The sequence below is a fragment of the Bacillus sp. FSL R5-0576 genome, assembly GCF_038004765.1.
GTDB lineage: Bacteria > Bacillota > Bacilli > Bacillales > Bacillaceae > Bacillus > Bacillus subtilis.
Genome location: NZ_JBBORU010000001.1, coordinates 3197078 through 3215729, shown reverse-complemented (window position 1 = coordinate 3215729; position 18652 = coordinate 3197078). Strand labels below are relative to the sequence as shown.

The 18652-nt window shown below is 44.8% G+C and carries 15 protein-coding genes and 1 other annotated feature; of the genes, 12 read left to right on the top strand and 3 right to left on the bottom strand.

Annotated features, from left to right (window positions below):
- Positions 1–56: 56 nt before the first annotated feature.
- Complete coding sequence (locus NX903_RS16580) at positions 57–1094, top strand: glycosyl hydrolase family 18 protein (protein ID WP_086344332.1); 1038 nt, start codon at positions 57–59, stop codon at positions 1092–1094.
- A 97-nt stretch (positions 1095–1191) separates the two neighbouring features.
- Positions 1192–1427: a binding site (T-box leader), on the top strand.
- Positions 1428–1495: 68 nt separating this feature from the next.
- Positions 1496–2839, top strand: a complete 1344-nt coding sequence (locus tag NX903_RS16575; RefSeq protein WP_003228313.1) for an amino acid permease — start codon at positions 1496–1498, stop codon at positions 2837–2839.
- 40 nt (positions 2840–2879) lie between these two features.
- Here NX903_RS16575 and NX903_RS16570 read toward each other — a convergent pair whose 3' ends face one another.
- Positions 2880–3797, bottom strand: a complete 918-nt coding sequence (locus tag NX903_RS16570) for a DMT family transporter (protein ID WP_029946021.1) — start codon at positions 3795–3797, stop codon at positions 2880–2882.
- A gap of 99 nt (positions 3798–3896) precedes the next feature.
- Between NX903_RS16570 and NX903_RS16565 the strand changes: the two genes are divergently transcribed.
- Together NX903_RS16565 and NX903_RS16560 are read left to right on the top strand one after the other, a co-directional pair.
- The gene (locus NX903_RS16565; protein WP_003243271.1) at positions 3897–4775 is read left to right on the top strand and encodes a LysR family transcriptional regulator; all 879 of its coding nucleotides are present in this window, start codon (positions 3897–3899) and stop codon (positions 4773–4775) included.
- A gap of 156 nt (positions 4776–4931) precedes the next feature.
- A complete protein-coding gene (locus NX903_RS16560; RefSeq protein ID WP_003228318.1) occupies positions 4932–5942 on the top strand; it encodes an LLM class flavin-dependent oxidoreductase in 1011 nt (336 codons plus the stop codon).
- 48 nt (positions 5943–5990) lie between these two features.
- Here NX903_RS16560 and araR read toward each other — a convergent pair whose 3' ends face one another.
- Positions 5991–7079, bottom strand: coding sequence for an arabinose utilization transcriptional regulator AraR (araR, locus tag NX903_RS16555; protein ID WP_003243070.1), 1089 nt, complete (start codon positions 7077–7079; stop codon positions 5991–5993).
- Positions 7080–7282: 203 nt separating this feature from the next.
- On the opposite strand from araR, the gene araE reads away from it, so the two are divergent.
- From araE to eno, 7 genes are all read left to right on the top strand, one after another.
- Positions 7283–8677 carry an arabinose-proton symporter AraE gene (gene araE, locus NX903_RS16550; protein WP_003243899.1) on the top strand — a complete coding sequence of 465 codons (1395 nt, stop codon included), beginning with the start codon at positions 7283–7285 and terminating at the stop codon, positions 8675–8677.
- 297 nt (positions 8678–8974) lie between these two features.
- Positions 8975–9997 carry a gapA transcriptional regulator CggR gene (gene cggR, locus NX903_RS16545; RefSeq protein WP_009968188.1) on the top strand — a complete coding sequence of 341 codons (1023 nt, stop codon included), beginning with the start codon at positions 8975–8977 and terminating at the stop codon, positions 9995–9997.
- 46 nt (positions 9998–10043) lie between these two features.
- Positions 10044–11051, top strand: a complete 1008-nt coding sequence (gap, locus tag NX903_RS16540; protein WP_003219957.1) for a type I glyceraldehyde-3-phosphate dehydrogenase — start codon at positions 10044–10046, stop codon at positions 11049–11051.
- A gap of 316 nt (positions 11052–11367) precedes the next feature.
- Positions 11368–12552 (top strand): phosphoglycerate kinase, encoded by a 1185-nt coding sequence (locus NX903_RS16535; RefSeq protein ID WP_086344331.1) that lies wholly within the window; start codon positions 11368–11370, stop codon positions 12550–12552.
- Positions 12553–12582: 30 nt separating this feature from the next.
- The gene (gene tpiA / locus NX903_RS16530) at positions 12583–13344 is read left to right on the top strand and encodes a triose-phosphate isomerase (RefSeq protein WP_003243394.1); all 762 of its coding nucleotides are present in this window, start codon (positions 12583–12585) and stop codon (positions 13342–13344) included.
- Entirely contained in the window at positions 13337–14872 is a 1536-nt protein-coding gene (gpmI, locus tag NX903_RS16525; RefSeq protein ID WP_086344330.1) for a 2,3-bisphosphoglycerate-independent phosphoglycerate mutase, read from the top strand. Before tpiA ends, gpmI begins: the two co-directional genes overlap by 8 nt.
- Before the next feature lie 29 nt (positions 14873–14901).
- Positions 14902–16194 (top strand): phosphopyruvate hydratase, encoded by a 1293-nt coding sequence (gene eno / locus NX903_RS16520; RefSeq protein ID WP_086344329.1) that lies wholly within the window; start codon positions 14902–14904, stop codon positions 16192–16194.
- Positions 16195–16237: 43 nt separating this feature from the next.
- Here the strand turns inward: eno and NX903_RS16515 are convergent, their stop codons facing one another.
- Positions 16238–16705, bottom strand: a complete 468-nt coding sequence (locus tag NX903_RS16515; RefSeq protein ID WP_076457576.1) for a GNAT family N-acetyltransferase — start codon at positions 16703–16705, stop codon at positions 16238–16240.
- 127 nt (positions 16706–16832) lie between these two features.
- Here NX903_RS16515 and NX903_RS16510 point away from each other — a divergent pair, with 127 nt between their 5' ends.
- Positions 16833–18647 (top strand): zinc ribbon domain-containing protein, encoded by a 1815-nt coding sequence (locus NX903_RS16510; RefSeq protein ID WP_086344328.1) that lies wholly within the window; start codon positions 16833–16835, stop codon positions 18645–18647.
- Positions 18648–18652: the final 5 nt, after the last annotated feature.

Sequence of the window (18652 nt, the reverse complement as noted above, 5' to 3'; positions counted from 1 at the left end):
AACTTCCAATTTTTTGGCCGATGAGAAGAGTATGACTTGATACAGGAGGAAATGCGATGAAAAAATGGCTGATCATAGCGGTTTCACTGGCGATTGCGATTGTTCTGTTTATGTATACAAAAACAGAAGCGAAGGCAGCCGGAATGACACTAGGCTACACGACTGGGGATACGGCTTCATACAATTCTCTTACGAAATATCATACATACATGAATGCCATCGCAACCGATACGTTTGCGTTTGAAAAAAACGGACATGTGATTGGCGATGCCCCCCCAACTAAGCAGCTGACATATGCCAAAAAGAAAAAAATCAAGACATGGGCTGTCATTTCAAACTATAATGATGCCATTTATGATTTTGACGGAGATTTAGCGAGTCGGGTCATGAGTAATAAAACAGCGAAAAAACGATTCACAGATCAGTTAATTACACTGGCCAAAAAGCACTCATATTACGGAATTAATATCGATTTTGAAGCAGTAAATCCAGAAGACCGCGCTGCGTACTCGAACTTCATTCAATATGTCTCACAGGCTTTGAATAAGAAACATATTAAAACAATGGTATCCGTTCCGGCCAAAAGCGCCGATGATAAAAATGATGACTGGAGCTGGCCGTATGATTATGCGAAAATCGGCAAATATGCCGACTTCGTACAAGTCATGACCTACGACGAACATGGCATTTGGGGTGAGCCAGGGTCAGTGGCAAGCACAAACTGGATCAAAAGCTCTCTGCAGTTTTCAGTCAAAAAGATCAAAGCCAATAAAGTCATCATGGGAATCCCTGCGTACGGCTATGACTGGGATGTAAAAGACGGAAGTACCAGCACAATAAGGGAATGGAATGAGCTCAAATCCCTCATCAAAAAACAAAAAGCAAAGCCGGCATTCAACAAAAAATCAGGCTCGATGACGTTTTCTTATGTTGACAAAAAGAAGCATAAACATGTCGTGTGGTATGAAAACGAAAAAACCGTTCAAACGAAAAGCCATCTGGCAAAGCAATATAAAATAGCAGGTGTTTCAGTTTACGCATTAGGAAACGAGTCAGAATCCTTTTGGAAAGCCATTCGAAAAGGGACAAAATAACAGTTTCTTTTTTCTCTGAAGTTATTGACAGTTAAAAGAGAAGCACGTATATTATGTTAATATATTCAGATCATAAAATTTGAGTTTTTCAGAAAACTAAAACACATAGATTGGGAGCAGTAAAAGAAAGTGATCAGAACAGAGAGCTGCGGGGTGGTGCGACGCAGCCTGATTCTTCTTTGAACTCGCCCGGGAGTGGTAAGACGGAACGGAATAGATTGAATATTCCCTATGTTTTAACGGCTAACCTTCGTTACAGGTCAAAAGCAGGATTCTTCATGAAGAATCAACAAGAGTGGTACCGCGGTCAGCCGAAGGCTCGTCGTCTCTTTATCTATTAGATTAGGTAGGAGACGGCGGGCTTTTTTGTTTTTGAAAACGAGAAGGAGAGGTAGAAGAGGATGAAAAACGACAATCAAACGTTAAAACGCACGATGACGTCCCGCCATATTATGATGATGGCGCTGGGCGGAGCAATCGGCGCAGGTTTATTTAAGGGGAGCAGCTCAGCGATCGATGTGGCAGGGCCATCTGTCATTATCGCATATCTGCTCGGCGGGATTATTTTGCTGTTTATTATGCAGGGGCTGGCGGAAATGGCTGTTCGAAACCGTAACGCCAGAACCTTCCGTGATCTTGTCCAGCAGGTATTGGGAAACTACGCCGCTTACTTTTTGGACTGGATCTACTGGAAAATGTGGGTGCTTAACATTGCGGCTGAAGCTGTTGTAGCTGCGATTTTCATTCAATATTGGCTGCCGGGCTGCCCGATCTGGGTGTTGGCATTAGGAATTTCTCTTATCGTCACGATTGTAAACTTGCTTTCTGTTAAAATCTTCGCCGAAACCGAATATTGGCTGGCAATGATCAAGATTACCGTTATTATTATCTTTATTATTCTGGGATTGCTGCTCTTATTTGTATCATTCGGTGATCATACAGCATCCGGATTTTCAAATCTGACAGACCACGGCGGATTTTTCCCGCACGGCGGCACAGGGCTGATCACGGCGATGCTTGTCGTCATCTACTCTTACGGCGGTACAGAAATTATCGGTGTAACGCTTGCAGAGACAAAAAATCCGGAAAAGGTTGTCCCGAAAGCTGTCCGCAGCACACTGACACGGATTGTCGCGTTTTACCTGCTGCCGTTTTTCATCATCGTCAGCCTGATTCCATGGAACCAAGTCAATTCCGTTCCGGAAAGTCCTTTCGTGATGGTCTTTAAAATGGTAGGCATTCCGGGCGCGGATCATATCATGAATGCAGTCATCCTGCTGGCGATCATTTCTTCTATGAATTCAGGTTTATACGGATCATCACGCATTTTGTATACACAGGCAAGTGACGGAAGGCTTCCAAAGGTCTTCTCGAAGCTTTCATCGAAAAACGTACCGATGTTTGCGATTCTGATGTGCACTTCTTCTCTCTATATTGGCGTATTGATTTCTCTGTTCGCAGGAAGCCAAACATTTAATTATTTAATGGGATCATTGGGATATACCGTTTTATTCATTTGGCTGATCATCGGATTCGCTCATTTAAAATCGAGAAAACAGCAAACGGAAACACCGGCTTATTATGTAAAATGGTTCCCGTACACGACATGGTTTGCGATTGTGGCATTACTCGCCATTCTGATCGGGGTCATCATGACAACATCAATTGTCATTACTGGCATTACTGCGGCGATCTACCTTTTGATTACAGTTGCATATTTGGTCAAAGGACGCAAGCATCAGTAAATAAGAAACCCTCTTGCCGCATCCGGCAAGAGGGTTTTTATTATTGTGCAGCTTTCTCGTTTATACCAATCGCCGCAGCTTTCTGCGCTTTTGATTTTGTATTCACGAGACAGATGCTCGTGACAATCAGCAGCAGCCCTGCCAAGAGGCTAAGGGTGAGCGGTTCATGCAGGAAAATGGAGCTGGCCACGATTGATATGAGCGGAATCAAAAAAGTATAAGATGCGACCTTGCTTGCTTCTCCTGAACCGACAAGCGTAAAAAAGACAAGCCAGCCGAGTGCGATAACGAATACGGAGATAAACAGCAGGCTTGTAATAAACGGAGCTGTCCATTGGATCGCCGAAAAGCTTTCTGTCCAAAAGCCGGATATAAGCAGAAACACGCTTCCGATCGTCAGCTGCAGAGCGACCATCCAGATGGAATCGACGCGGCTGCCTGTTTTTTTCATATATACCGTTCCGAGCGCCCAGCTGATTGCGGAGCCGAGAGCCAGCAGAACCCCAATGACAGAAATATGCCCGCCAAAGCCCGCAGCACTAATGACGGCTACTCCCGCAAAACCGAGGATGAGGCCAATCACTTTCATTACAAACATGGATTCGCCGAGCCACAGCCAAGAAAATACACCCATCAGAACAGGCTGGAAGAAGACGATTGCAGAAAACAGGCCGGCCGGAAGATAATTCAGCCCGATCGTTTGCAGGCCGTAGAATAATGTAATATTTAAAAGAGCAGAAACAAGATAAATCGGCCACGTTTCTTTTAAGCGTAATTTATGAATACGCGGCAGTGCGACAATGACTAATAAAAGCCCGCCGATCAGCGTTCGGATGCCCGCGAACAATAATGGCGGAGAATAGGCGAGCGCGGCTTTGGACAGCGGCCAATTGACGCCCCACATGATGACGAGAAATGCGAGCAGGAGAGCTGTCCGCGTTTTTGAGAGCTGCTTCATTGTTCATTCACTCCTTGTAGAACTTTTCCATCATATGATACGGTAGAACATAAGATAAATAAAATGAATCTTTTTTATAAGGAGCATAAGTAAATTGTTATGACCATTACACAATTAAAGGTTTTTGTGAAAATAGCTGAAACTGGAAGCTTTACAAAAGCGGGTCAGGCGCTGAACATGACACAGCCGGCTGTCAGCCATGCGATTTCTGCGATCGAAGCTGAGCTTGATGTAAAGCTGATCATTCGTGACCGCCGCAATGGCCTGATGCTGACAGATACGGGAAAACAGATCTTAGTACACATCAGAGAAGTCTTAAAAGGCATTGAAAAAGTTGAGCAGGTAGCAGCAGCGGAAAAAGGGCTTGAACTGGGAACGATCCATATCGGCACATTCTCAACTGCCTCGGCTTATTTTATGCCGAAGCTGATCAGTGAATTTAAACAAAAATATCCGAAACTTGAGCTCGTGCTGCACGAGGGAACTGTAAATGAAGTCAAGGAGTGGCTTCATACGCGGATGATAGATGTTGGGATTCTTCTGTATCCAACAGAGGAGATGGAGTACATTCATTTGAAAAAAGACAAAATGGCTGTCGTGCTCAGGGACGATCACCCGCTTGCCAGTCATTCAGCCATTACGCTGAAAGATCTTGACCATGAACCGATGATCGTCTGTGACGGCGGCTATGAATCACCATTTATCGATATGTTCAGGCAGGCGGGTGCTACGCTGCACCCAGCTTTCACGGTCTATAACATCAACACCTCGATCAGTATGATCAGAGAAGGCCTGGGCCTGGCCATTTTATCGGAAATGTCCATGTCGGGGATGCCGCTTCCGGAGCATGTGGTGACCCGGGAATTGGACCCGCAGGTATACCGTGATGTGCAGCTTGCTGTTCCGTCGCTAAAGGAGGCTTCTCTGGCGGCTAAGCTCTTTATTGAGATGGCTAAGGAGCTGTTTGGAGCAGAATAATGTTCCAAACCGTTCGTTTTATATTGTTCGAATTTCATCGAATCAAATTCTTTTATTCCTGAATGCAGTTGTGTTATGGTGTGATAGAAGTTCTTACAATCATGACCTGACAGCTTTGGGCTGTTTACTGATAACACATTTGCAAAGGAGAACAATATGTCTAACAACCAACGCAAAGATACCTTGCTTTCTGTCTTGAATTTATCTCCGGTTGTTCAGGGAGGAACGATTGCAGAATCATTCCGAAACAGCATGGACTTGGCGCGCCGGGCAGAGGAATGGGGCTATCACCGTTACTGGCTTGCTGAACATCATAATATAGAAGGTGTTGCAAGCTCTGCCACCGCAGTTTTGATTGGCCATATTGCCGGAGGCACGAAGAAAATCCGCGTCGGTTCCGGCGGCATTATGCTCCCGAACCACTCTTCATTAGTCATTGCTGAACAATTCGGCACACTGGAAACACTGTATCCCGGTCGGATTGATCTGGGGCTTGGACGTGCGCCGGGAACAGACCAGTTGACAGCCAGAGCACTCCGCAGAAACATCAACAGCGGGGAGGATTTTCCAGAACAATTAGAGGAACTGCGCAATTATTTTAAACCGTCAGGAAATGTGCGCAATCAAGTTCGCGCCATTCCCGGAGAGGGCATAGACGTGCCGATTTGGCTGCTGGGCTCAAGCGGCTTCAGCGCCCGTCTGGCAGGTGAATTAGGTCTTCCGTTTGCCTTTGCCGCTCATTTCTCACCGGCGAATACGGTTCCCGCTTTGGAGCTGTACCGCAATTCCTTCACGCCGTCAGACGTGCTCGACGAACCGTATGCGATGGTCGGTGTCACCATTATCGCGGCAGATACAAACGAGAAAGCGCAGCACCTTGCGACTTCGCATTATCAAAGGTTTCTTGATCTTGTCCGCGGTACGCCGAACCAGCTTAAACCGCCTGTTGAGGATATGGATCAAATCTGGAGCCCGTATGAAAAAGCGATGGTCAATGAGCAGCTGAGCTCCACGATTGTCGGAGGTCCGGAAGAAGTGAAGGCGAAGCTTGAAGATTTCGTCAAAACGACACAGGCTGACGAAATTATGGTTAACTCAGAAACCTTTGAACACGCAGACAGAATGCGTTCGTTTGAAATCATCGCTGACGTTTGGAAAAACAGATAACAGCTATAAAAAAAGCAATGTAGCGGGGAGACCCATACATTGCTTTTTTTATTCATTCAGTTTTCGTGCGGACTGGCGAATGATCAACTCAGGCTCAAATATGACATCCTCTTGCTTCGGCTTTTTATGCTCTAAGCAGTCAATGACATATTTGGCGGCTGCTTTTCCAAGCACTGATTTCGGATGTTTGACAGAGGTTAGTTTCACTTCTGAGATTTGGGCGAAATGTGAATCATCGTACCCGACAATAGACATATCCTCCGGCACTTTAAGATCCATCTCCCTCAGCATATCAATCACCTTCAGCGCAATTTCATCGTTATAACAAAGAATGGCTGTCGGCATGTGCTTGCTGTTTTTCTCCAGTGTGGCTTTTACTTTCTCCAGAAGTTTTGATTCTTTTTCTTCCGTTGTAAATGTCACGATCATATCCGGAGAAGGAAACAACTCACGCTCCCGGTGCGCCTGTATAAATCCGTTCATCCGTTTCACGCCTTGTGTGTCATCAGCTTTAAAAATACCCATCATATGCGTGTGGCCGAGAGAAAGCAAATGCTCCGCCGCCATCATCCCGCCTTTCACATCATCCAAGGTAAAACTTGGCGCGGCAAGCTCGGCATATGACGCGTTAATCATCGCAAAAGGAATGCCGTTTTTCTCCAAGTTCAGATAATAGCCGATGTTTGGGGTTTGAAGGGCGCTTTTTGTCGGTTCTACGATGAGTCCGTCAATATGCTGGGACAGCAGGTTTTCTAAGCCTCTTCTTTCGTTGTCCGGGTTGTTGTTTGTGCTTGTCAAAAGCATAGAATACCCCTGCTCGCTTAAATAGGACTCGATTCCTCTGATGATGCTCGGGAAAATATAGTCTGATATGTAGGTTGTCAAAACACCGATCGTTTTATTGGAATGCAGCGCTGACTTAGCAGAGCGTGAAGCGACAAAGGTGCCTCCGCCTTGCACGCTGTACAGCAGACCTTGTGATACGAGGTCTCCGATCGCTTTGCGGATGGTATGCCGGCTGACGCCGAATTGCTGCATTAATTCGTTTTCGGTAGGGATTTTTTGATCGGGCAGTATTTTGCCTTGATTAATCCATGAACTGATTTCTTCTTTTACTTGCGCGTATTTTGGTAACATATCCATTCCTCCAAAATGTATACGGACAAATTTCAGTATATCACAGCGTTCTTTGTAAGAAAACATTGACAGAAAATGCAAACAAGATTATTCTATATTTGTACGTACTAATTAAATGTAATTTTCGTTAAATTTTAATATAAGTACGTACAATTGAAGTTTTGAATGAAAACGCTTTACTCAACATTCGGGAGGGCAGGGAAATGAAGAATACTCCAACTCAATTAGAACCAAATGTTCCTGTAACAAGAAGCCATTCAATGGGATTTGTCATTTTGATCTCATGTGCGGCGGGGCTTGGCGGCTTATTGTATGGCTATGACACGGCAGTGATTTCTGGCGCCATCGGTTTTCTGAAAGATTTATACAGCCTGAGTCCGTTTATGGAGGGACTTGTCATTTCAAGCATTATGATTGGAGGAGTTGTGGGCGTCGGGATATCCGGATTTTTAAGTGACAGATTCGGCCGGAGAAAAATTTTAATGACAGCCGCTTTGTTATTTGCGATATCAGCAATCGTTTCAGCGCTTTCTCAAGACGTGTCCACCTTAATCATTGCAAGGATTATCGGGGGGCTGGGAATCGGGATGGGCTCATCGCTCTCTGTTACGTATATTACAGAAGCGGCACCGCCCGCCATACGCGGAAGTTTATCTTCCTTATATCAGCTCTTTACGATACTGGGGATTTCCGCAACATACTTTATTAATCTAGCTGTGCAGCGGTCCGGAACATACGAATGGGGCGTGCACACCGGCTGGAGATGGATGCTTGCTTATGGAATGGTGCCGTCCGTCATTTTTTTCCTTGTCCTGCTCGTCGTCCCGGAAAGTCCGAGATGGCTGGCGAAAGCGGGCAAAACAAATGAAGCTTTAAAGATCCTGACACGTATTAATGGAGAAACTGTTGCAAAAGAAGAATTAAAGAACATTGAGAACTCTTTAAAAATAGAACAAATGGGGTCGCTCTCCCAGCTGTTTAAGCCGGGTCTCAGAAAGGCGCTTGTCATTGGAATCCTGCTGGCGCTGTTTAACCAAGTCATCGGCATGAACGCGATTACTTACTACGGGCCGGAAATCTTTAAAATGATGGGATTCGGGCAAAACGCCGGATTTGTGACGACTTGTATCGTCGGGGTTGTAGAAGTTATTTTTACCGTTATTGCGGTGTTGCTGATTGATAAAGTCGGACGAAAAAAACTGATGTCCATCGGTTCTGCTTTTATGGCTATTTTTATGATTTTAATCGGGACGTCGTTTTATTTTGAGTTAACAAGCGGGATCATGATGATCGTCCTTATATTAGGTTTTGTCGCTGCTTTCTGTGTCTCGGTCGGACCGATCACATGGATTATGATTTCTGAAATCTTCCCGAACCATCTGCGTGCGCGGGCCGCGGGCATTGCGACCATCTTTTTATGGGGAGCAAACTGGGCGATCGGACAGTTTGTGCCAATGATGATTGATTCTTTCGGGCTCGCCTATACATTTTGGATCTTTGCGGTGATTAACATCCTTTGTTTCCTGTTTGTCGTTACGATCTGTCCGGAAACGAAGAACAAATCGCTCGAGGAAATTGAAAAGCTTTGGATAAAATGAAAACGCTTTAATGAAACAGCCCTTTCTACGGGAAGGGCTGTTTATATTGGGATGCACCATTTGGCGCTTTCTGTATAAGATAAAGATATATAGGATAAAATATTGCTGGATAAAACGACGCGGCATGAAAACTCTGCGAATATTGTCGATGAATTGGCTCTTAACAGTTGAATAAACAATTCCACCCTGTTAAAATAATTAAAGAAAGCAGAAATGATTTTTTTTGGCTATGACGGGACGTTTTTTGTCATAGCGGGACATATAATGTCCAGCAAAAAAGGAAGGAACGTTTGAGTCATGAACCAGTTAATACAAGCTCAAAAAAAATTATTGCCTGATCTTCTGCTCGTTATGCAAAAGAGGTTTGAAATCTTGCAGTATATCAGGCTGACAGAACCCATCGGGCGAAGAAGCCTGTCTGCCAGTCTCGGAATCAGCGAGCGTGTGCTGAGGGGCGAGGTTCAGTTTTTAAAGGAACAGAACCTGGTCGATATTAAGACAAACGGCATGACATTGACAGAAGAGGGCTATGAACTGCTTTCTGTTTTGGAAGATACGATGAAAGATGTTTTAGGTTTGACTCTTTTGGAAAAGACATTAAAAGAACGTTTAAATCTGAAGGATGCCATTATCGTATCCGGAGACAGCGATCAATCCCCATGGGTCAAAAAAGAAATGGGAAGAGCGGCTGTCGCATGTATGAAAAAAAGATTTTCAGGCAAAAATATCGTCGCTGTAACTGGCGGTACGACAATTGAAGCTGTCGCCGAAATGATGACGCCGGATTCTAAAAACCGCGAGCTTTTGTTTGTGCCTGCAAGAGGCGGTTTAGGCGAAGATGTGAAAAACCAGGCGAACACCATATGCGCGCATATGGCGGAGAAGGCTTCAGGCACTTACCGGCTTTTGTTTGTTCCGGGACAGCTGTCACAAGGCGCCTATTCATCTATTATTGAAGAGCCTTCTGTCAAAGAGGTGCTGAACACCATTAAATCAGCGAGTATGCTGGTTCACGGAATCGGCGAAGCTAAAACTATGGCTCAGCGCAGAAACACGCCTTTAGAAGACTTAAAGAAAATAGATGATAACGACGCGGTGACAGAAGCGTTCGGCTACTATTTTAACGCGGACGGCGAAGTGGTTCACAAAGTGCATTCTGTCGGAATGCAGCTGGATGACATAGATGCCATCCCCGATATTATTGCGGTAGCGGGCGGATCATCAAAAGCCGAGGCGATCGAGGCTTACTTTAAAAAGCCACGCAACACGGTTCTCGTCACAGACGAAGGAGCCGCAAAGAAGTTATTAAGGGATGAATAATCCCTCAATATAAATATCTCTCACTTATTTAAAGGAGGAAACAATCATGGCAGTAAAAGTCGGTATTAACGGTTTTGGTCGTATTGGACGTAACGTATTCCGCGCAGCATTAAACAATCCTGAAGTTGAGGTAGTAGCGGTTAACGATTTAACAGATGCTAACATGCTGGCTCACCTTTTACAATATGATTCTGTACACGGAAAATTAGACGCTGAAGTTTCAGTTGACGGTAACAACCTTGTTGTTAACGGCAAAACAATTGAAGTTTCTGCAGAACGCGATCCTGCTAAACTTAGCTGGGGCAAACAAGGCGTTGAAATCGTAGTTGAATCTACTGGTTTCTTCACAAAACGCGCAGACGCTGCGAAACACTTAGAAGCTGGCGCGAAAAAAGTAATCATCTCTGCTCCTGCTAACGAAGAAGATATCACAATCGTTATGGGTGTTAACGAAGATAAATACGATGCGGCTAACCACGATGTTATCTCTAACGCATCTTGCACAACAAACTGCCTTGCGCCGTTTGCAAAAGTACTTAACGATAAATTCGGCATCAAACGCGGTATGATGACAACTGTTCACTCTTACACAAACGATCAGCAAATCCTTGATCTTCCGCACAAAGACTACCGTCGTGCGCGTGCAGCAGCTGAAAACATCATCCCAACATCAACTGGTGCTGCTAAAGCAGTTTCTCTAGTTCTTCCTGAACTAAAAGGCAAACTGAACGGTGGAGCAATGCGTGTTCCAACTCCAAACGTTTCTCTAGTTGACTTGGTTGCTGAACTGAACCAAGAAGTAACAGCTGAAGAAGTAAACGCAGCTCTTAAAGAAGCGGCTGAAGGCGACCTTAAAGGAATCCTTGGCTACAGCGAAGAGCCATTAGTTTCTGGCGACTACAACGGAAACAAAAACTCTTCTACAATCGATGCTCTTTCTACAATGGTTATGGAAGGCAGCATGGTAAAAGTAATCTCTTGGTACGATAACGAAAGCGGCTACTCTAACCGCGTTGTTGACCTTGCAGCTTACATCGCAAAAAAAGGTCTTTAATTTATAGCTGAAAAAGGACCTGACTTGGTTCTTTCGAATAGAAGCGCTATAATGAAAGCGGACAAGGGAAGGGGACGGACTCCCTTTCCCTTTTTCCATGAAGACCGGCTTTCAGAAAACGCTCTGTGATAGAGAAACGACCGCGTTTTAAGCAGCTTTGCCGGCACTTTCGCCTAAGGCCGCTGCCCTGGCTTTTAGACGAACTGCCCTGTGCCGAAAAAGACTGCGATCTGCCCTAGCGGCGTTATCGCTTGAACAGACGGTTTCACGTTTTTCGTGCTGTTTGCAAACCATTTTGAAGGAGGATCTCCTAGGCATGAATAAGAAAACTCTCAAAGACATCGACGTAAAAGGCAAAGTTGTATTCTGCCGCGTCGACTTTAACGTTCCAATGAAAGACGGGGAAGTAACAGACGATACACGTATCCGTGCTGCGCTTCCAACAATCAAACACCTTGCAGACCAAGGCGCAAAAGTCCTTCTTGCGAGCCACTTAGGCCGCCCGAAAGGCGAAGTGGTTGAGGAGCTTCGTTTAACTCCTGTCGCTGCACGTCTCGGCGAACTGCTTGGAAAAAAAGTGAAAAAAGCGGATGAAGCATACGGCGATGCTGTAAAAGCACAAATTTCCGAGATGAAGGACGGAGACGTTCTTGTATTGGAAAACGTACGTTTCTATCCTGGTGAAGAGAAAAATGATCCTGAGCTTGCAAAAGCATTTGCTGAGCTTGCAGATGTATATGTAAATGACGCATTCGGTGCTGCCCACCGTGCTCACGCATCTACAGCTGGAATTGCCGAGCATCTGCCAGCAGTTGCAGGTTTCTTAATGGAAAAAGAGCTTGATGTACTTGGAAAAGCGGTTTCCAATCCTGACCGCCCATTCACAGCGATCATCGGCGGAGCGAAAGTAAAAGACAAAATCGGTGTAATCGAGAGTCTTCTTGATAAAGTAGACAACCTGATCATCGGCGGAGGTCTTGCTTATACTTTCGTAAAAGCGCTTGGCTATGAAGTCGGTAAATCTCTTCTTGAAGAGGATAAAATCGAGCTTGCGAAATCATTTATGGACCGCGCTAAAGAAAAAGGCGTTAACTTCTATATGCCTGAAGATGTACTCGTTGCAGATGATTTCTCTAACGATGCAAACGTGAAAATTGTGCCGATCTCTGAAATCCCTAGTGATTTAGAAGCAATCGACATTGGTACGAAAACACGCGAAACGTATGCTGACGTCATCCAAAACAGCAAACTTGTCGTGTGGAACGGACCAATGGGCGTATTCGAAATCGACTTGTTCGCTCAAGGAACAAAAGCGGTTGCGGAAGCATTGGCAGAGGCGAAAGATACATACTCTGTCATCGGCGGAGGAGACTCTGCGGCAGCGGTTGAAAAATTCGGCCTTGCTGACAAAATGAGCCACATCTCAACAGGCGGCGGCGCATCCCTTGAGTTTATGGAAGGCAAAGAGCTTCCAGGGGTAGCTGCACTGAACGATAAATAATCTCAAAACTGCTATAAGGAAGTGGAACAGATGAGAAAACCAATTATCGCCGGTAACTGGAAAATGAACAAAACACTCGGCGAAGCTGTCAGCTTCGTTGAAGAAGTGAAATCTTCCATTCCAGCAGCAGACAAAGCTGAAGCTGTTGTTTGCGCGCCAGCGCTTTTCTTAGAAAAGCTTGCTTCTGCTGTTAAAGGCACTGACCTAAAAGTCGGCGCTCAAAACATGCACTTCGAAGAAAGCGGCGCGTTCACAGGTGAAATCAGCCCGGTTGCTCTGAAAGATCTTGGCGTTGACTACTGCGTCATCGGCCACTCTGAGCGCCGTGAAATGTTCGCTGAAACTGATGAAACAGTTAACAAAAAAGCACACGCAGCTTTCAAACACGGCATTGTACCGATCATCTGTGTAGGTGAAACGCTTGAAGAGCGTGAAGCCGGCAAAACAAATGATCTTGTTGCTGACCAAGTGAAAAAAGGCCTTGCTGGTCTTTCTGAAGAACAAGTTGCTGCTTCTGTTATTGCGTATGAGCCAATCTGGGCAATCGGAACAGGCAAATCTTCTACAGCGAAAGATGCGAATGACGTGTGTGCGCATATCCGTAAAACCGTCGCTGAAAGCTTCAGCCAAGAAGCTGCAGACAAGCTTCGCATCCAATATGGCGGAAGCGTAAAGCCTGCAAACATTAAAGAATATATGGCAGAGTCCGATATTGACGGTGCTTTGGTCGGCGGCGCGAGCCTTGAGCCACAGTCATTCGTTCAATTATTGGAGGAAGGTCAATATGAGTAAAAAACCAGCTGCACTCATCATTCTTGATGGGTTCGGATTACGTAACGAAACAGTAGGGAACGCAGTCGCTTTAGCGAAAAAACCGAATTTTGACCGCTACTGGAACCAGTATCCTCATCAAACATTGACTGCTTCAGGCGAGGCTGTAGGTCTTCCTGAAGGGCAAATGGGGAACTCCGAAGTAGGTCACTTAAATATTGGTGCGGGACGTATTGTGTACCAAAGCTTAACACGCGTAAATGTTGCCATTCGCGAAGGAGAGTTCGAACGCAATCAAACATTCCTTGACGCGATCAGCAACGCGAAAGAAAACAACAAAGCCTTGCACCTGTTCGGTCTTTTATCTGACGGAGGCGTGCACAGCCATATCAACCATTTATTCGCACTGTTAAAGCTTGCGAAAAAAGAAGGGCTGACAAAGGTTTATATCCATGGCTTCCTTGACGGCCGTGATGTAGGTCCGCAGACAGCGAAAACGTACATCAACCAGCTGAACGATCAAATCAAGGAAATCGGTGTGGGTGAAATCGCCAGCATTTCCGGACGTTACTACTCTATGGACCGCGACAAACGCTGGGACCGTGTAGAAAAAGCGTACCGCGCAATGGCGTACGGCGAAGGCCCTTCTTACCGCAGCGCCCTGGATGTTGTTGATGATTCATATGCAAATGGTATCTACGATGAATTCGTGATTCCATCTGTCATCACAAGAGAAAACGGTGAGCCTGTTGCGAAAATCCAAGACGGCGATTCTGTGATTTTCTATAATTTCAGACCGGACCGCGCCATCCAGATTTCCAACACGTTCACAAACAAAGACTTCCGTGACTTCGACCGCGGCGAGAATTATCCAAAGAACCTGTATTTCGTCTGCCTGACTCACTTCAGTGAAACAGTTGACGGCTATGTAGCGTTTAAACCGATAAATCTTGATAACACAGTCGGAGAAGTATTATCTCAGCACGGGTTAAAACAGCTTCGAATTGCAGAAACTGAAAAGTATCCGCATGTCACGTTCTTTATGAGCGGCGGCCGTGAAGCTGAATTCCCGGGTGAAGAGCGTATTCTCATCAACTCGCCTAAAGTTGCAACGTATGACTTGAAGCCTGAGATGAGTGCGTATGAAGTGAAAGACGCGCTTGTCAAAGAAATTGAAGCTGACAAGCATGACGCGATCATTCTTAACTTCGCAAACCCTGATATGGTCGGCCACTCCGGAATGGTTGAACCAACAATTAAAGCAATTGAAGCAGTGGACGAATGCTTGGGCGAAGTCGTTGACGCGATTCTTGCTAAAGGCGGACACGCCATCATTACCGCTGATCACGGTAATGCTGACATTCTGATTACAGAATCAGGCGAACCGCACACTGCGCATACAACAAACCCAGTCCCTGTGATTGTAACGAAAGAAGGCATTACGCTGCGTGAAGGCGGAATCCTAGGCGACCTTGCACCAACGTTATTAGACCTTCTTGGTGTTGAAAAACCGAAAGAAATGACAGGAACATCTTTAATTCAAAAATAATTTGAAAATCAAAAGGAGAGACAAAACTCATGCCATACATTGTTGATGTTTATGCACGCGAAGTATTAGACTCCCGCGGCAACCCAACAGTTGAAGTTGAAGTATATACAGAAACAGGAGCTTTCGGCCGCGCATTAGTGCCAAGCGGAGCTTCTACAGGTGAATACGAAGCGGTTGAGCTTCGTGACGGCGACAAAGACCGTTACCTTGGAAAAGGCGTGTTAACAGCTGTTAACAACGTAAACGAAATCATTGCTCCAGAGCTTCTTGGCTTTGATGTAACTGAACAAAACGCAATCGACCAGCTTTTAATCGAGCTTGACGGTACTGAAAACAAAGGCAAACTTGGTGCGAACGCAATCCTTGGCGTATCTATGGCTTGTGCGCGTGCTGCTGCTGATTTCTTACAGATTCCTCTTTACCAATACCTTGGAGGATTCAACTCAAAAACGCTTCCTGTACCGATGATGAACATCGTAAACGGCGGAGAGCATGCTGATAACAACGTGGATATTCAAGAATTCATGATCATGCCTGTAGGTGCTCCTAACTTCCGTGAAGCACTTCGCATGGGCGCTCAAATCTTCCACAGCCTGAAATCAGTATTAAGCGCAAAAGGCTTAAACACTGCTGTAGGTGACGAAGGCGGATTCGCTCCAAACCTTGGTTCTAACGAAGAAGCGCTTCAAACAATCGTTGAAGCAATCGAAAAAGCCGGCTTCAAACCTGGCGAAGAAGTTAAACTTGCTATGGATGCTGCATCTTCTGAGTTCTACAACAAAGAAGACGGCAAATACCATCTGTCTGGCGAAGGCGTTGTGAAAACATCTGCTGAAATGGTTGACTGGTATGAAGAGCTTGTTTCTAAATACCCAATCATCTCTATCGAAGACGGACTTGACGAAAACGACTGGGAAGGCCACAAGCTTCTTACTGAGCGTCTTGGTAAAAAAGTTCAGCTTGTTGGTGACGACCTCTTCGTTACAAACACGAAAAAACTTGCTGAAGGTATTAAAAACGACGTAGGCAACTCTATCCTGATCAAAGTAAACCAAATCGGTACATTGACAGAAACATTCGATGCGATCGAAATGGCGAAACGCGCAGGCTATACAGCTGTTATCTCTCACCGTTCTGGTGAAACTGAAGACAGCACAATCGCTGACATCGCTGTGGCAACAAACGCAGGACAAATCAAAACAGGTGCTCCGTCTCGTACGGACCGTGTTGCGAAATACAACCAGCTTCTTCGCATCGAAGATCAGTTGGCTGAAACTGCTCAATACCACGGTATCAACTCTTTCTACAACTTAAACAAGTAATAAAAAGACCGCCGGGATTTTCTCGGCGGCTTTTTTTATGCTTTCAGAGATCCAAATAAAGCCTCACCATATCACGGCATTGAATGCCGTTTTCAAAAATCTCCTCGTCGTAGTGTCTGATAAAAAAATCATGGTCGATCGCTTGAAGGCGAAATCCGCATTTTTGATATAGAGACAATTGATGGATACTTGAATTTCCAGTACCTATTTCAATCACCTTTGCTCCCATGTGTTTCGCTTTTTCAATGGCGTCGAGGATAAGAAGCTTGCCAATGCCCTGTTTTTGCATTGTTTGTTTTACTGCGATGTTAACGATTTCTACCGTTTGTGGCCTAGTTGTGATGATCACGTATACACCAGCTAATTCGCCTGATATATAACCTGTGTAGCATTCTCCTCTGACCAAGTAGTCATCAACAATTTCTTTTGACGGATCGGCGAGCAGCAGAAGCTCATACAGCGCTTGATCAAAGTTTGTTGCTTTTTGAATGGTGAGGTGTTGCATTATCATTCCACCTTTTCATAGTTTATAGAGATATTTTCATGATTTTCTCCAATTTCTTACCATTCTATTATAAAATATGTAACATAGGAAATAAGCACAAAATATAGCGGGTAACAAACAGGAGGAAAGCCACATGTTTTGTAAGGAATGCGGTCAAAAAAATAATGAAGGAGCCAAGTTTTGTAAACAATGCGGCACCCCGATCGGAGGGGGCAGCAAACAGGCGAATCAAGAAACAGCTAGCACTGCAGAAACAAGGCAGGTTTCGCGAAAACCGATCCCTAAGAAAACCATCATTTTATGGAGCAGCATTGCCGCGGCGTGCGTTATATTATTCGCCGCATATAAAACCGGAGCGTATTTTACTTCAAAGGATAGGTTAGTTAACAAGTTTGAACAGGCCGTAAATGATGAGGATCAGGACCAAATCGCGACTCTACTTACACCGGTAAATGACAATCTTAAACTCACTAAAAATAATGTAAAACCGTTTCTTACATATTTGAAGGATCATCCAGACAAAAAAGATGAACTTTTTGCATCGCTGCGGGATGAAACAGCCCAGAAGGATATCGTATATGCGGAAAAAGACGGGAAAAGCCTGCTGGTATTTGACCATTATGACTTAAAGGTAGCACCTGTTTATTTTGAAGTGAGCAGCAATTATAAAAATACCGATCTATATGTCAATAAAGAGGAAGCCGGATCTGTAAAGAAAGAAGATCAAGCACAAACCCTTGGTCCGTACATTCCCGGCGAATATACAGTCTCAGCCAAACTGAAAAACGATGTCGTCGATCTTGTGAAAAAGGAAGACATTCAGGCGGTTGGCGATAGCAGCTTTCGTGTTGATCTCTCATTGGAAGCAGACGATGTGACATTCAGCTTAGCGGATGACATCAAGAGCGGGAAGGGAGATTTGCTGATTAACGGTAAATCAATTCATAAAGATCCGTTCAAATCCGTAACATATGGTCCGCTGCTGACAGATGGATCAATGACAGCTTCAGTCGAGGCAGAATTTCCGTGGGGAAAAACAAAAACTGCCGGCGTTCCGATCGATGATAAAGAAATGGAGTTAACGTTAATTCCTGATCAAGATACACAGGAACAGATTATGAACACAATTGTCAAAACAACAAAACAATACTCCAAAGCTCTATCTGATGGGAATACAGCCCAGATGACAGAGGCAAGTGCCAATTGGAAGGCGGAGACGAAGGACACCGTCGATTCTATGAAAAGTGCGGATTCATACTTAAAAGATAGATACTTGGAAACTGATTTTGACCTGGACACATTTGCCCTCTCTCAGAAAAACGACGGAACGTGGCAGGTATCGGTAACAGGAAAAGAACTTCACCAGTCTTCTTCGTATAACGACTATACAAAATCTGAAATGACTGACGACAGTCCGAGTTATGAATATCTTCTTTCATATGATAAAAAACAGAAAAAGTGGATTTTCGAAGATGCAGAATCAACATTCCAATCTGCAGGCACAAATATAAAGAAAATCAAAAATGATAAACCAGAGACATACACTTCCGCCTGGGCTGGCTCGAAAAACAAAGGCAGTGAAAGCTCTGCAAGCGGCGATGTTACAGATGAACAAGTGACATTATTTATGGGCAGTTATCTGCAAAGTCAGGCAGATGCCGTGAATCAAAATAATTTCTCACTGATGGAAGACAGCCTTGAAAAAGGCAGTTCCCTTTATTCCGACCAGCAGCATCTCGTGTCGAAATTAAATAAAGAGGGGACAACAGAAGACTTTAATAACTATGAAGTGAAAAGCTGGAGCCAAAATGGGTCGGCTATCACGATTAAGACGTATGAAGAATTCTATATCACAAAATCAGGCGGCAGTCCAAAGCTCAGAACATATAACTGGACCTATACCGGCGTAGTGAAGAACGGAAGAATTTACTTAACGTCTATTCAATAAAACAA